At 68.1% G+C, this 14545-nt stretch carries 16 protein-coding genes; 11 read left to right on the top strand and 5 right to left on the bottom strand.

Annotation, left to right across the window (positions count from 1 at the left end; genetic code table 11):
* Positions 1 to 156 precede the first annotated feature (156 nt).
* Entirely contained in the window at positions 157 to 315 is a 159-nt protein-coding gene (locus ABAZ39_RS34390; RefSeq protein WP_014198602.1) for a DUF3309 family protein, read from the top strand.
* Positions 316 to 381: 66 nt separating this feature from the next.
* Here ABAZ39_RS34390 and ABAZ39_RS17995 read toward each other — a convergent pair whose 3' ends face one another.
* Positions 382 to 618, bottom strand: coding sequence for a hypothetical protein (locus ABAZ39_RS17995; protein WP_014198603.1), 237 nt, complete (start codon positions 616 to 618; stop codon positions 382 to 384).
* 199 nt (positions 619 to 817) lie between these two features.
* Here ABAZ39_RS17995 and ABAZ39_RS17990 point away from each other — a divergent pair, with 199 nt between their 5' ends.
* Together ABAZ39_RS17990 and ABAZ39_RS17985 are read left to right on the top strand one after the other, a co-directional pair.
* Positions 818 to 1294 (top strand): CYTH domain-containing protein, encoded by a 477-nt coding sequence (locus tag ABAZ39_RS17990; RefSeq protein ID WP_040134242.1) that lies wholly within the window; start codon positions 818 to 820, stop codon positions 1292 to 1294.
* 209 nt (positions 1295 to 1503) lie between these two features.
* On the top strand, positions 1504 to 2163 hold the full coding sequence (locus ABAZ39_RS17985; protein ID WP_051658226.1) for a BON domain-containing protein: 660 nt from the start codon (positions 1504 to 1506) through the stop codon (positions 2161 to 2163).
* 100 nt (positions 2164 to 2263) lie between these two features.
* Here the strand turns inward: ABAZ39_RS17985 and ABAZ39_RS17980 are convergent, their stop codons facing one another.
* Positions 2264 to 2698: a bacteriohemerythrin gene (locus tag ABAZ39_RS17980; protein ID WP_040134241.1), complete on the bottom strand. Its 435-nt coding sequence runs from the start codon at positions 2696 to 2698 to the stop codon at positions 2264 to 2266.
* A gap of 221 nt (positions 2699 to 2919) precedes the next feature.
* Between ABAZ39_RS17980 and ABAZ39_RS17975 the strand changes: the two genes are divergently transcribed.
* Positions 2920 to 3726, top strand: coding sequence for a Fic family protein (locus ABAZ39_RS17975; RefSeq protein ID WP_040134240.1), 807 nt, complete (start codon positions 2920 to 2922; stop codon positions 3724 to 3726).
* A gap of 13 nt (positions 3727 to 3739) precedes the next feature.
* Here the strand turns inward: ABAZ39_RS17975 and ABAZ39_RS17970 are convergent, their stop codons facing one another.
* Entirely contained in the window at positions 3740 to 5341 is a 1602-nt protein-coding gene (locus tag ABAZ39_RS17970; RefSeq protein WP_247881714.1) for a CocE/NonD family hydrolase, read from the bottom strand.
* 330 nt (positions 5342 to 5671) lie between these two features.
* Positions 5672 to 6187 carry an adenine phosphoribosyltransferase gene (locus ABAZ39_RS17965; RefSeq protein ID WP_040135479.1) on the bottom strand — a complete coding sequence of 172 codons (516 nt, stop codon included), beginning with the start codon at positions 6185 to 6187 and terminating at the stop codon, positions 5672 to 5674.
* 199 nt (positions 6188 to 6386) lie between these two features.
* Between ABAZ39_RS17965 and ABAZ39_RS17960 the strand changes: the two genes are divergently transcribed.
* The 5 genes from ABAZ39_RS17960 to ABAZ39_RS17940 all read left to right on the top strand — a co-directional run bounded on the left by ABAZ39_RS17960 (position 6387) and on the right by ABAZ39_RS17940 (position 10816).
* Positions 6387 to 7523, top strand: a complete 1137-nt coding sequence (locus ABAZ39_RS17960) for an ABC transporter permease (protein WP_040134239.1) — start codon at positions 6387 to 6389, stop codon at positions 7521 to 7523.
* A 6-nt stretch (positions 7524 to 7529) separates the two neighbouring features.
* A complete protein-coding gene (locus tag ABAZ39_RS17955; RefSeq protein ID WP_014198613.1) occupies positions 7530 to 8327 on the top strand; it encodes an ABC transporter ATP-binding protein in 798 nt (265 codons plus the stop codon).
* 9 nt (positions 8328 to 8336) lie between these two features.
* Entirely contained in the window at positions 8337 to 9296 is a 960-nt protein-coding gene (locus tag ABAZ39_RS17950; protein ID WP_014198614.1) for an MlaD family protein, read from the top strand.
* Positions 9293 to 9973, top strand: a complete 681-nt coding sequence (locus ABAZ39_RS17945; protein ID WP_040134238.1) for an ABC-type transport auxiliary lipoprotein family protein — start codon at positions 9293 to 9295, stop codon at positions 9971 to 9973. Before ABAZ39_RS17950 ends, ABAZ39_RS17945 begins: the two co-directional genes overlap by 4 nt.
* An 81-nt stretch (positions 9974 to 10054) precedes the next feature.
* Entirely contained in the window at positions 10055 to 10816 is a 762-nt protein-coding gene (locus ABAZ39_RS17940; RefSeq protein WP_040134237.1) for a DUF6969 family protein, read from the top strand.
* Positions 10817 to 10841: 25 nt separating this feature from the next.
* On the opposite strand, the gene rpoH is transcribed toward ABAZ39_RS17940, so the two are convergent.
* A complete protein-coding gene (gene rpoH, locus ABAZ39_RS17935) occupies positions 10842 to 11741 on the bottom strand; it encodes an RNA polymerase sigma factor RpoH (protein ID WP_040134236.1) in 900 nt (299 codons plus the stop codon).
* A 300-nt stretch (positions 11742 to 12041) separates the two neighbouring features.
* On the opposite strand from rpoH, the gene ABAZ39_RS17930 reads away from it, so the two are divergent.
* Positions 12042 to 13451 carry a cytochrome ubiquinol oxidase subunit I gene (locus tag ABAZ39_RS17930; protein ID WP_040134235.1) on the top strand — a complete coding sequence of 470 codons (1410 nt, stop codon included), beginning with the start codon at positions 12042 to 12044 and terminating at the stop codon, positions 13449 to 13451.
* A 5-nt stretch (positions 13452 to 13456) separates the two neighbouring features.
* Entirely contained in the window at positions 13457 to 14464 is a 1008-nt protein-coding gene (cydB, locus tag ABAZ39_RS17925) for a cytochrome d ubiquinol oxidase subunit II (protein WP_040134234.1), read from the top strand.
* The last annotated feature ends 81 nt before the right edge of the window (positions 14465 to 14545 follow it).

Here is a 14545-nt window from a genome sequence, read left to right as displayed (position 1 = left end):
AGGGCCGGTGGAAACGTGATTTGAGGAAAGACCGGAAGGGTAGGGCGTCGCTTCCCCGAATGGAGATGACGGGCGCCAAAGAACAGGAGGAGGTCAGGAACCAGCCGGCCAAGCTCGCGTTCTTCTCAGCGAAAGCTCCACATTTGGGAGGACATCATGAGCATCGGCACCATTCTGCTCATCATTTTGATTCTCGTTCTAATCGGCGCGGTTCCGGCCTGGCCGCACAGCCGCGGTTGGGGCTATGGCCCGAGCGGCATCCTCGGCGTGCTGCTGCTGGTCCTGATCGTGCTGCTGCTGATGGGCCGCATCTGACGGGCAACCCGTCCGGGCAATCCAACGCGCGGGCGCCGTTCCCGTTCCGCCACCGGCCCCTGGGCGTCACGCTCCGGGGCTGCGGCCGGGACGGGAACGGCGCCCGTTGCGCATGACGAACATCAGCCAGCCGATCGGCCCCAGAATCAACACCATCACCACCCAGCCGGCCCGCGGGCCGAAGGGGCAGCGCGTGCCGGGCGGGGGACGCCACGGACCGCCGCGCCGTGACAGCATCACATGGAGGAGGGGCGCGCCGTAAAGGGCGAACAGGATCAGCCAGGGTGCGAAGTCTTGTGCCATGGCGGCATGCTACCCCAGAACGGGTGGCCGCTCCCACCACGGAGCGTCGGGAACCGCGTCGTGGGCGCTTGTTCGATGATGTGTCCAAATGGTAATACCGCAACGCAGGAATGGACTTCATGCGTATGAGGCATGGTTGCGCCGCGGCGTTGCGGGCGATTATCCTCAGCGGCGTCCGATATGCCGAAAGGCGGATATCATGGCGGTTGAGATCGAACGGCGCTTTCTGGTGCGGAGGGACATCCGTCCCCTGTGCCGAAACGGCCTGTCCATCGTCCAGGGCTATCTGCCCTCCGACGATGGCCGCACGGTGCGGGTCCGGGTGGCCGGTCCGGACGCCACGCTGACCGTCAAAGGCCCCCGCCGCGGCCTGTGCCGCGAGGAGGTCGAACACCAGATACCCCTCGACCTCGCCCTGGGCCTGCTGCGCCACAGTTGCCGGCGCGGGCTGATCGAGAAGACCCGCTACCTTGCCCACCATCATGGCCTCTGTTGGGAAATCGATGTCTTCGGTGGCGAGAACGCCGGTCTGGTGATCGCCGAGGTCGAACTGTCCCATCCCGATCAGGTCGTTCCGCTTCCCGATTGGGTGGGGGCGGAGATCACGCATCGGGCTGCCTACAGCAACTCCGCCCTATCGCGCAGCCCGATCCGCCACTGGGTCAACGCGGCTTAACTCCCCTCCCGGAAAAAAGAAGCCCCGGTCCGAAGGGAGGACCGGGGCCAAGGCTGCGTGGATGACTGTGTGCAATGCAGCAATCCGCGTGCCAGATTGTGCGGGCACTCCGGCGATGCGCCGAAAGGGGAACGCAGCCCAGCGCCGTCCTGTTGAGAAAAGGGCCGTCCGGAGGGGCGGCGGGCAACGGCGAACGGGAGTCTGGCACGATGTCTCAATACGAGAACCGATGGAAGGACGAGGCCCGCAACGTGGACGAGGACGACCGCCGCGACGTCCGAGACCGCAACGAATTTGGGCGTGGCGCCTACGGCGCAGGCGGTTATCCCCGGAGTGACTATGAAAGCGGCGGTTCCGGCGGACGCGATCCCAGCCGCCGCTGGGGCAGCGACTGGGGCCATGCCGAGCGCGGATGGCATCGCGACGACCGCGGGTGGGATGACCGGACGCGGGGTGAGAGGATGCGGGATGAGCGCTATCGCGATGAGCCCGTCGGCATGGCGCGGGAACGCAATTTCTGGGAGCAGGCGGGTGACGAGGTCGCCTCCTGGTTCGGCAACGACGATGCCGAACGCCGCCGTCAGGAGGACGAGCGGCGCGCCCAGTTCCGCGGCCGCGGCCCACGGGGCTACACCCGGTCGGACGAGCGTATCCGCGACGATCTGAACGACCGGCTGACCGAGGACCCCTATCTCGACGCCTCGGACATCACGGTGTCCGTGTCGGGCAGCGAGGTCACGTTGGACGGCACGGTGGACGATCGCATGGCGAAGCGGCGGGCCGAGGACTTGGCCGACGCCATCTCCGGGGTCCGTCACGTTCAGAACAACCTGCGCCTTCGCGAGCCGGGCGGCACCATGGCCTTCTGATACGGCGGCCTTCTGATACGGCCTTCTGATCGGGTGCGGCCTCCAAGGCACTGACGAGACGCCCCCGCTCCACCCGGTGCGGGGGCTTTCGCGCGTGCGCTCAATGGGCGGTGGTGCTGCGGGCGGTGGTGCCGGCGTCTTCGGCCATGAAGGGGCTGTACTGCTTGTCCACCGACTGGATGTGCTCGATGAACCATTCCTTCAGGAGCAGGATCAGGTCGATGCGCAGCATCATCTCGTTGCTGTCGTCATCGTCCAAGGTCAGCTTGTGCACCTCGTCGATGAAATAGCGGTGCGCGGCCCGGTGGGCGTCGAGGCCGGGATAGCCCTGCTGCTCCATCAGCGCCTCCTCCCGCTTGAAATGCACCGTCGTGTATTCCTGCAAGCCCCTCAGCAGCCCGGACAGGCTGGCACGGTCCTTTTCCGCGATGCCGGCCTTCAGCAGCCGGTTGAACATGTCGAGCAATTTTCGGTGGTCGTCGTCGAGAATTTCGACGCCGACGCTCATCGATTTATCCCAGGCAACATGTTGCATCGGATCAATCCTTTCAGAGGGCCGGGTCAGGCGAGTATAGGGGGCGCGGAAATCTTGTATTGCGATGTTAAAACCGGCAACCGCGGCGGCACAAGCGGCAAAAAACCGCAGGCCGGAGGTTGCGCCGCACCCTGTTGACCTTGTGGGCCGGCAAAGGATGTGCTTCCCCGCGCGCCGTCCAGGCATTATGAAAATGCACGGGATCTGCGGAGTTCGGGACGATGGCGCTGCTGGACGATATTCTGGAAAAGAAGCGGGTTCTGGACGACGCCCGGCCGATGCCGTTGACGGTGGTCCGCGATCTGGCCGACCGCTTCGAGCGCGGCCTGACCACCGCCTGCCTCCTCGTCGAGGGGGTGGAGCTGTCCCCCGACGACATCCGCATGGTGCTGGACCGCGGCGCGGTGCTGCGCAGCCGTCCGGCCGAGCCGCAGCGCCTCGCGCTCAACCACCGCGCCGCGCTGGAACTGATGGCCCGCCTGTCCTTCCAGGGTGGTGGGGTGGTGACGGAGCGCACGATCGCGGCCTTCCACGGCGTGCTCTATCAGGGGATCGACACGAACGCCGGGCGCTACCGGGACGGCGCGCTCAAGGACGACGCCGGGGCCTCTCCCGATCCGGCGAAGGTGCGGGTGTCGATGTCGGCGCTGTCGGGCTGGCTGCGCCGGACGGAAGCGGGGCCGGAGGCCGCCTTCGAGGCGCACCACCGGCTGATGAGCGTTCGCCCCTTCTTCCAGGGCAACGCCGCGACCGCGCTTTTGCTGTGCAACCTGATCCTGAACCGCGCCGGCTTCCCGCCGGTGGTGGTGACCGAAGAGGATCGCGAAATGTACGCCGCGATGGTCGAGCGCGCCTGGTCGCTCGGCGATAAGACGCCGTTCCGCGACCTGATGATGCGCCTGCTCGACCGCAGCCTGAACCTGTGCCTGCGCAGCGCCGCCCGCGCCCTCCGCGATTTCGAGCCGGCCGACGAGGATGAGCACGGCTTCGGCGGCGACCATGACGAGGGCTACGGCCGGCGCCCCTGACGGGGTCTGACGGTCAGCCTCGGGCCGGCAGCAGCAGGCGCGACGGGCGGGCGCCGCCGCCGTGGATGAGCAGGGTGATGGGCTGCGCGTCGACCAGCCGGGTTTCGCCCGGCTCCGCCCCCGTCCCCGGATTGATGGGATAGGCCGGGAAGCAGGACCCGGCGAGGCTGAGGCGCAGCGCGCTTCCGGTGGGCAGAGTCGCGCAGAGCGCGCGCAGGGCCACCGGCATGGGACGCTGCTCGCCGCCTGGCTCCACCCGCGCGTGGCCCTGGCTGAGCGGCAGGACGCGCCCGTCGGGCAGCACGGCGGAGAGGACGGCGCTGACGTCGAAGGACGGGGCGTCCGCCTCCACCCAGATTTCCAGGGCGGCCAATCCCGACAATGTCAGCGGCGCCGAGAGTGGAGCGGTGTCGTAGACCGCCACGTCGGGGCGGGCGTCGGCGGCGGCGCGGTCGCGCGGGCCGGCGTCCGGTACCGCGTGACCGCCCACGGTGGGCACCGGATCGCGCGGATCGTGGACCAGCACGTCGAGGAACGCTTCGTCCGGGGCGTCGTCGCGCAGGGCGCCGCCGCGCCGCGTGGCGAGTCCGTCGCTCGACAGATGCAGGGGCCTTGCGGCGGGCGGCAGGGCCGGCAGGTCGCGCCAGCGGCGCTCCAGAACGTCGAACAGGCGGATTGGGCCGCCGCGCTCCGCGCCGTTCATCTCCCCTTTCAGGAAGCGCTCGAACCAGCCGAGTTGCAGGGCGTCGAAGGACGGCACGTCAGACGGCTTCGGGCTGTCGAGCCCGGCATGGACCGCCACCCCATGGCGATCCCAGGGACCGACCAGCAGGCGGACGGTGCCATCGCAGCCGGCGGACAAGGCGTCGTGCGCCTCCAGCGTGCCGGTCAGGCGCGGGTCGTACCAGCCGCCGATCTGAAGGACGGAGACCTCACCGATCCCGCCGGAGAGAGCGTGGCGGGGAGACAGCTCGTCCCAGCTTCCGCCCGGGCCGGGCGTGGTCAGCCAGTCGTCGTAATGGCAGTGCCGCGCATAGTCCCGCAGCACCCGCGGGCGGGACGGAATCTCGTCGTCCAGCGGCAGGCTGCGGATCGCCTCCAGAAGCGCGCGGTAGGCCGCGCCATCCTCCAGCCGGCGGGCGGACTCCGCCGCGCAGTGCAGCGCCCAGCCCATCGCGTCGGCCAGCCGGAAGGCGCCGCCCTCCGTCGCCCAGTCGGTGAAGACATCCCAGCCGGCCAGCGCCGGAACCACCGCGCGCAGCGCGGCGGGCCGCTCGGCCAGGGCCAGAAGCTGCGCCATCCCGGCGTAGCCGCTGCCGTACATGCCGACCGTGCCGTTGGAGCCGGGCAGGGAAGCCGCCCAGGCCACCGCGTCGGCGCCGTCCTCGCGCTCCGCCTCGAAGGGGCGGAACCGTCCCTCCGACGTGCCGCGCCCGCGCACGTCCTGCACCACGACGACGTAGCCGCGGGCGGCGTACCAGCGCGGGTGCGCGTAATGGCTGGTCATCGCCGTGCGCCGCCCGCAGGCCAGACGCAGCAGCAGAACGGGCCAGGGGCCGACTCCGTCGGGGCGGTAGAGGTCGGCGTCCAGACGCACACCGTCGCGCGTCCGCATGGAAACGGTTTCGGGAGGCCGGACGGCCAGGAGGGGCGGCTGTTCGAGAATCACCGGGGCCATATGGGTCATGGGGCGCCCTGCCGAGCAACTGTGACCGGCAACTCTCGCAAGCGCTGTGCCATGACCGATGGATGGCCGTCGCGATGTTCCCTCTCCTGTCCCGGAAGAGGGAAGGGGCCCGCGCAACGCGCGGGAAGGGTGAGGGTACCGGCAACAGGTTGGTGTCTGATCCTCGGGCGACCCTCACCCGGCGCCTTCGGCGCCACCCTCTCCCGGGGCGGGAGAGGGTGCCCAAACGATGGGCAGACGCCTTTCCGGAAGGCTCTTTTACGAATCGTAGCTCATCAGCGAGACGCTGGGCACGTCCAGCTTGTCGCGGCCGTTGAGGAAGGTCAGCTCGACCAGGAAGGCGGCGGCGCGGACGTCGGCGCCGACGCGGCGCAGCAGGCTGATCGCCGCGGCCATGGTGCCGCCGGTCGCCAGCAGATCGTCGAGGACGACCACGCGCTGGCCGGGTTTCACGGCGTCGGCCTGAACCTCGATGGTGTCGGTGCCGTATTCCAGGTCGTAGGAATGGGCGACCTTGTCGCCGGGCAGCTTGCCGTGCTTGCGCACCATGATGAAGCCGGTGCCGAGCGCCAGGGCCAGCGGGGCGGCGATCAGGAAGCCGCGCGACTCGATGCCCACCAGCAGTTCCGGCTTGTGCGGGCGCAACGCCTCGGCGAGCTGGTCCACCGCTTCCTTCCACGCCTCGGCGTGAGCCAGCAGCGGAGAGATGTCGTAGAAGAGGATGCCGGGCTTGGGGAAGTCGGCGATGCCGCGGATGTGGTTCTTCAGGTTGATGGGGTTCGGCATGGTGAAAAGGTTCCTGTGCAACGGCGGCGCCATACTATCGGGGCGGACCTCCGCGTGCAAACCACCGCTGTGCGGCTGTTTTTCCCCGGCTTGAGGTTGACCATCGGGGGGGCTTGCGGCCAAGTTCCTCTCCATAAGCATGAGCATCGCCGCATGGCGGCACCGGAAGGGAAGGGCAGGACGGGGCATGGCGCGCGAAAGGGCGTGGTTGGAATCGTCGCGCGCCGGCGACGGTGAGTGGCGGCTGGCGGCTCTCGGCCATTGGGATTTGAAGGCCGCGGGTGGGCTTTCGGGCACGCTCGACGGCTTCGCGCTGGACGGCGGCGGGGCGGTCAGCCTCGACCTGTCGCGGCTGGACGCCATGGACACGGTCGGCGCCTATCTGCTGTCCGCCCTGTCCGACCGGCTGAAGGCGGCGGGCCACGGCGTCGATCTGGCCGCCATCCGCCCGGAGCACGCCGCCCTGTTCGACGCCGTGCGCGAGGTCGGCCCCCCGCCGGTCGAGCGGGCGCAGACGCACCGCCCCATCCTCGACATGCTGGAGCGCACCGGGCGCACCGCCGTCGATGGGCTGCGCGAGGGGCGGGACCTGCTGTCCTTCCTCGGCCTCATCGCCATCACCTTCGGGCGACTCATCGTCAACCCGCGGCGGCTGCGCTTCCGCTCGGTGATGTTCCACATCGAGCAGACCGGGCTGAACGCCCTGCCGATCCTCGGGCTGCTGTCCTTCCTGATCGGCGTGGTGCTGGCCTTCCAGGGGGCGGACCAGCTCCGCCGCTTCGGGGCGGAGCTGTTCGTGGTCAACCTGCTGGGCGTGTCGATCCTGCGCGAGATCGGCATCCTGATGACCGCCATCATTGTGGCGGGGCGCTCCGGCTCAGCCTTCACCGCGCAGATCGGCACCATGAAGGTGAACCAGGAGGTGGACGCCATCAGCACGCTGGGGCTGGACGTGGTGGAGCTTCTGGTGGTGCCGCGCGCGCTGGCCCTGATGATCACCCTGCCGCTGCTGGCCTTCTACGCGGACATCATGGGGCTGTTCGGCGGTGCGGTGATGAGCTACGCGACGTTGGACATCACCTTCGGGCAATTCATCCGCCAGCTTCACGGCGCCGTCACGCTGCCGCATTTCCTGGTTGGATTGGTGAAGGCGCCGGTCTTCGCGCTGGTGATCGCCATGGTCGGCTGTTACGAGGGTCTGAAGGTCTCCGGCAGCGCCGAGAGCGTGGGCACGCTGACCACCAAGTCGGTGGTCGAGTCCATCTTCCTGGTGATCGTCCTGGACGCGGTCTTCTCCGTCCTGTTCTCCTTCCTCAGGCTGTGAGGGACCGTGGCGCCTTTCGACGATGACCAACGGACCGGTGCGCAGGACGCGGTGATCCGCGTGCGCGGGCTGGTCACGCGCTTCGGCCCGCAGGTGGTCCATGACGGGCTCGACCTCGACGTGCGGCGGGGCGAGGTGCTGGGCGTGGTCGGCGGCTCCGGCACCGGCAAGTCGGTCTTGCTCAAGGAGATCCTCGGCCTGATCCGCCCGGCGGACGGCCGGATCGAGCTGCTGGGCCGCGACACCGCCGGCCTGCCGGAATCGGAGCGGGTGGCGCTCCAGGCGCGCACCGGTGTGCTGTTCCAGAACGGCGCTCTGTTCAGCTCGATGACCGTGGCGCAGAACGTCATGGTCCCGCTGCGCGAGCACACCGACCTCTCGGCGGCGCTGTCGGCGGAGATCGCGCGGGTCAAGATCGCCATGTCCGGCCTGCCGGCCAACGCCGGGGCCAAGTTCCCGTCGGAGCTGTCGGGCGGCATGATCAAGCGCGCCGGTCTTGCCCGCGCGCTGGCGCTCGACCCCGACATCCTGTTCCTCGACGAGCCGACGGCCGGGCTGGACCCCATCGGCGCCGCCGCCTTCGACCAGCTGATCCGCAACCTCCAGCGCAGCCTGGGGCTGACCGTCTTCATGGTCACCCACGACCTGGACAGCCTGACCTCCATCTGCGACCGCATCGCCGTGCTGGTGGACAAGAAGATTCGCGTGGGCACGCTGGAGGAGCATCTCCGCGACCCGCACCCCTGGATTCACGACTATTTCCACGGACCGCGCGGCCGCGCCGCGCGCCATGCAGAAAGCTGACCGGACGCCATGGAAACCCGCACCAGCTACATCCTTGTGGGCAGCTTCGTGTTGGCCTTGCTCGCCGGCCTCTTCGTCTTCACGGTCTGGGTCGCCAAGATCCAGTTGGAGGAGACGCGCCAGCCCTATTACATCTACTTCACCGGTTCGGTGACCGGCCTTCAGGAGGGCAGCCCGGTGCGCTACCGCGGCATCCCCGTGGGCACGGCGACCGACATCCGCCTGGACCCCAACGACGTCAGCCGCGTGCGCGTGCGGATCGAGGTGCAGGAAGGCACGCCGATCAAGACCGACTCCATCGCCTCGCTGGAGGTCCAGGGCATCACCGGCGGCGCCTACGTCCAGATTTCCGGCGGCACGGAGATGAGCGAGCTTCTGCGCACCGCGCATGACGGCGGCATCCCGGTGATCCCGTCGCGCCCGTCGTCGCTGACGGTCTTCGTCGACGCCGCGCCGCAGCTTCTGAACCGCGCGCTCGACCTGACCAACCGGGTGGCGGACCTGCTGACCCCGCAGAATCAAGCGGCCATCGCCGAGATCCTGGCGAACACCCGCGACCTGACCGGTGAGCTGGCCCGCGCCAGCCAGGGGCTGGACACGACGCTCGCCCAGGCCAACCGGACGCTCCAGGGCTTCGAGACGGTCGGGCCGCAGATCGGCGAGACCATGGACCAGGCGCAGCGCACGCTGGCCGCGGTGGAAGGCGGCATGAAGACGGTGAGCGGCGATCTGCACACGCTGGCCGGATCGCTGAACAAGACCGCCAACCAGCTCAACGCCATGATCGGGGAGAACCGCGGGGCGATCCGCGACTTCACCGGCGGCGGGCTGTATGAGCTGACTTTGTTGATCTCGCAGTTGCGCGACCTGTCGGGGCAATTGTCCCGCGTCGTGACGCGGATCGAAAACGACCCGTCGAACTTCCTGTTCGGCGGAACCCGCCAGGGCGTGGAGGTGCGTGGACGATGACGAACCGCTTGGTGACGAGCCGTTTGATGAAGGGGGCGGCGACGGCGCTGCTGGCGGTCGGCCTGATGACCGGCTGCGCGGCGCTGAACCCCACCGCGCCCAGCCTCTACACGCTGACGCCGGGGGCCGTGGCGGAGTCCGGGCTGCCGCCGGTGAGCTGGCAATTGCTGGTGGAGCCTCCGGCGGCCAGCGCCGGCATCGACACGCCGCGCATCGCGGTCACCCGCTCGGCCACTGCGCTCGACTACTTCGCCGGGGTGTCCTGGGCCGACCGGGCGCCGAACATGGTGCAGGGGCTGATCGTCCAATCCTTCGAGGACAGCCGGCGGATCGTCTCGGTCGGACGGGATTCCGCGGGCTTGCGCTCCGACTTCCTGCTGAAGACCGAACTGCGCGACTTCCAGGCGGAATTCGGCGACTCCAGCGCCGCGGCGCCGGACCGGGTGCGGGTACGGCTGTCGGCCAAGCTGGTCGCCATGCCCAACCGGACCATCGAGGCGGGCGAGACCTTCGACGCCGTGGTCCCGGTGCGCGGGTCGGATTTCACCGACGTGATCGCCGCCTTCAACACGGCGCTGGGTCAGGTGGAAGGCGCGCTGGTGGATTGGACCCTGCGGCGCGGCGAGGCGGTGTTCCGTGCGGATGCCGGCCGTGGCCGTTCGGCGGGCGTCCGTTAAGGAAAGCGCTTGCTATGCGTACAAAGCCTCATACGTAATAGGGATCCAGGAAGGGCAGGGGCTGACGGGGCAGAGCATCCGATGATGGAGCTTTCGGAGCTTTCGCGCGACGAATTGCAGGCGATGTCGGAGGCCGCGCGGGAGGTCCGGCAATGCCAGCGCGTGCTCGCCAAGACCGGCGACACGGTGGTGGGGGAGCTTCTGCGCGGGCATGGCACGCTCTACGAATGGCGCCACTACCCGCCGGGCGACGTCTACGACGCCGAGTATCACGCCCAGTACTATTACCATTGCCATCCCGAGGACGAGCGGCCCGACGGTGAGCACGGGCACTTCCACACCTTCCTGCGCCCGCTCGGGATGCCGCCGGGCATGGAGCCGGTGCCGCTTCGGGACTATGAGGAGCCGGACAACCCCAACGACGCGCTGTCCCATTTGGTGGGAATCGCCATGGACGTGGCGGGGCAGCCGGTGCGCCTGTTCACGACGAACCGCTGGGTGACGGGGGAGACGTGGTACGGGGCCGAGGACGTGATCCGCATGCTCGACAGCTTCACCGTCGATCACGCCCGCCCGTCCTGGCCGGCGAACCGCTGGATTACTGCGATGCTTCGGCTGTTCCGGCCGCAGATCATCAGCCTGCTGCACGAGCGCGACCGGACGGTCGCCGCCTGGAGCGACCGCCATCCGGACGGCTGGGTCTACGAGGATCGGACGCTGGAGGTCACGTCGCAGATTCTGATCTCGGTGGAGGAGCAGATCGCGACGGTGGATCACGCGTTGCGCGGCGTGCGGCGGCGGTCCTCCGTGCTGCCGGAACCGCCGCGCTTCGTCACGCCGTAACGCACCGTGGGGAGGCTGCCGCCGGTCACACCGGCAGCAGCGCCTTGCCCGTGGTGCCCGGAACCTGCCGGGCCTGGGCCATCACCGCCTTCTGGACCTTCTCGAAGGCGCGCACCTCGAGCTGGCGCACGCGCTCGCGCGAGACGTGGAAGTGCTGGCTCAGCTCCTCCAGGGTCAGCGGCTCGTCGCGCAGGCGGCGGGCCACCAGGATCTGCCGCTCGCGGTCGTCGAGAACGCCCAGCCCCAGCTTGAGGAACTGCTGCCGGCGCTTGCGCTCCTGCGCACCGGCCAGGATCGCCTCCTGGTCGGGACCCTCGTCGGCCAGAAGGTCCAACCATTCGCTGTCGCCATCCTCGGCCAGGGTGGCGTTGAGCGAGCGGTCGGTGCCCAGCCGGCGGTTCATCTCGATCACGTCGGCCTGGGAGACGTCCAGCGTCGTCGCGATGCTCTCCACCGCTTCCGGAGACAGATCGCCGCCGAAGGTGCCGTTCTCGGCGTCCTGCAACTGCGCCTTCAGCCGGCGCAGGCTGAAGAACAGCTTCTTCTGGGCCGCCGTGGTGCCGATCTTCACCAGCGACCAGTTGTGCAGCACATATTCCTGGATCGCCGCGCGGATCCACCAGGACGCGTAGGTGGCGAAGCGGAATCCCTTGTCGGGGTCGAACTTCTGCGCCGCCTGCATGACGCCGACGTTGCCCTCGGCGATCAGGTCGGACAGCGGCAGCCCGTAGCCCTGGTAGCCGCGGGCCATTTTGAAAACGAGCCGGAGGTGGCTGCCGATCAGCTTGTCGAGGGCGCGGCGGTCCTGCCGCTCCCGCCAGCGGATGGCGAGGTCGCGTTCCTGCTCGGGAGTGAGGTAGTCGTACTTGCGGGTTTCTTTTAGAAAGAGGGTGAGGGGTTCGCCAGAAACTGCCAGTTCCGTCAAAGAGCTTCTCCTGATTCCGGCATCCTCGGGAAACACCCTGCAATGGACCGATGGACCCCGGCCCGGCTGGCCGGCGGGGCCATCGGAGCGGGATTGAGATCGGCTGTGGCCCAGGGCCGGCCGTAAATGTGTGGATGTCGGCAAGAGCTTAGAAATAAGAGGTCGCGGCGGCGGTTCAAGGGGTGGGGGGAAAGAAAGTATCCGCAGCCGGAAAATGGGAACTCCCCGGGACAGGCCGCGTTGGGGGTCGGTTGGGCCGCCTGGAATCGGCCCTGTGAGCGTCAATGGAGGGCCGCGGCCATGGACCTCGATCCGCTGCTTCTGTCACGAATCCAGTTCGCTTTCGTGATTTCTTTTCACATTCTTTTCCCATCTTTTACGGTGGGGCTGGCCTGCTGGATCGCCGTTCTGGAGGCGCGTTGGCTGATCACCGGCAAGGCGCTGTACCGCAGCCTGTCGGAATTCTGGACGCGGATCTTCGCCATTTCCTTCGGCATGGGCGTGGTGTCGGGAATCGTGATGACCTACCAGTTCGGCACGAACTGGAGCCGCTGGTCCGACATCGTCGGCAACGTTCTGGGGCCGCTGATCCAGTACGAGGTGGTGACCGCCTTCTTCCTGGAGGCCGCCTTCCTCGGCATCCTCCTGTTCGGGCGGGACCGCGTGCCGCGGGGCATCCATTTCCTGGCGGCGGTTCTGGTGGCCACCGGGACGGTGCTGTCCTCCTTCTGGATTCTCTCGGCGAACAGCTGGATGCACACCCCGGCGGGGGCGGAACTGCGCGACGGGCGGTTCTTCGTCACCGACTGGTGGGCGGTGGTGTTCAACCCCTCCTTCCCCTACCGGCTGGCCCACATGCTGACCGCGATGTTCCTGACCACCGGATTCGTGGTGGCGGGCATCAGCGCCTTCTATCTGCTGCGCAACCGCTTCCTGGAACACGCGCGGGTTGGGCTCAGCATGTCGTTGGCGCTCATCACCATTCTGGCGCCCTTGCAGATATTCCTCGGCGACCTGCACGGGCTGAACACGCTGGAGCACCAGCCGGCCAAGATCGCCGCGATGGAGGGCCATTGGGAGGGCGGGGCGCGGGCACCGCTGATCCTGTTCGCCATCCCCGACAACGAGGCGGAGACCAACCACGCGGAAATCGCCATTCCCGCCCTGTCGAGCCTGATCCTGACCCACGAGTGGGACGGGGTGGTTCCCGGTCTGAAGAACTTCCCGGTGGCGGACCGGCCCAACCCGGAAATCCTGTTCTGGACCTTCCGCATCATGGTGGGGATCGGCATGGTCATGCTGACGGTGGCGCTGATCCATCTGGTGCAGCGGGTGCGCGGGAAACTCTACAGCCCGCACTGGTTCCACAAGGTCCTGGTCGGCTGCATGCCGCTGGGCTTCATCGCCATACTCGCCGGCTGGTTCACCACCGAGATCGGGCGCCAGCCCTGGGTCGTCTACGGGATGATCCGCACGGCGGACGCGGTCACCCCGGCCCTGACCGGCGGCGCGGTGCTGACCTCGCTGATCGTGTTCATGGTGGTCTACGCGATCATCTACGGGGCCGGGACCTATTATCTGTTCCGTCTGCTGACTATCGGCCCGGCGCGGCTGAACGACGAGGATCTGGAGGTTCCGGCGGTGGCGCAGGGCCACCAGCCGAAGCGGCCCCTGTCGGTGCCCGGTGAATCCATCGAACCCGCGGAGTGACGTCCATGGAAGGCAGCCTGCTGACCCTCGCCTGGGTCGCCATCGTCGGTTTCGCCGTCTTCATGTATGTGCTGATGGACGGCTTCGACCTTGGCATCGGCATCCTCTACCCCTTCGCCCCCAGCGAGGAGGCGCGGGACGTCATGATGAACTCGGTGGCGCCGGTCTGGGACTTCAACGAGACGTGGCTGATCCTCGGCGGGGCGGGGCTGTTCGCGGCCTTTCCCATCGCCTACGCCATCGTCCTGCCGGCGATGTATCTGCCGCTGCTGCTGATGCTGATCGCCCTGATCTTCCGCGGCGTCGCCTTCGAGTTCCGCTTCAAGGCGCGGAGCAGCCGCCATTTGTGGAACAAGGCCTTCTTTCTGGGCTCGCTGCTCGCCACCTTCGCGCAGGGGGTGGTTCTCGGCTCCTTCATCCAGGGGATCGAGGTGGAAGGGCGCAACTTCGCCGGGACCATGCTGGACTGGCTGACCCCCTTCAGCCTGTTCTGCGGCGTGGCGCTGATCGCCGGCTACGCGCTGCTGGGGAGCACGTGGCTGATCTGGCGGACCATCGGGATTTTGCAGGACTGGTGCTTCCGCGTGGCGCGGCGGCTGCTGATCGTGGTGTTGGTTCTCGTCGCGGCGGTCAGCCTGTGGACGCCCTTCCTGGACGCCTCCATCGCCGCGCGCTGGTTCTCGGTTCCCAACATCCTGCTGCTGTCGCCGGTGCCGCTGATGGTCGGCTTCCTCGCCTTCGGCCTGTGGCGGGCGCTGGACGAGGGGCGGGAGGTGCTGCCCTTCGCCTTTGCCATGGGGCTGTTCGCCCTGTCCTACCTGGGGCTGGCGATCAGCCTGTGGCCGGTGCTGATCCCGCCGGGAATCACCGTGTGGCAGGCGGCGGCCCCTCCGGAAACCCAGGTCTTCCTGCTGATCGGCATGGCCTTCCTGATTCCGACGATCCTGATCTACACCGCCTACAGCTACTGGGTTTTCCGCGGCAAGGTGACGGGCGCCATTGGTTATCATTGATGGCGGTTATCATTGAAGGCGGCGATCATTGAGAACCCGCCCGACGCTGGCGTACAACAGCCGACCCCTTTTCGACGGAGA

Source organism: Azospirillum argentinense, from assembly GCF_000632475.1.
GTDB classification, from domain to species: Bacteria; Pseudomonadota; Alphaproteobacteria; order Azospirillales; family Azospirillaceae; genus Azospirillum; species Azospirillum baldaniorum.
The sequence above is the reverse complement of the archived record's forward strand: the minus strand, read 5'-3'. Positions and strand labels throughout refer to the sequence as shown.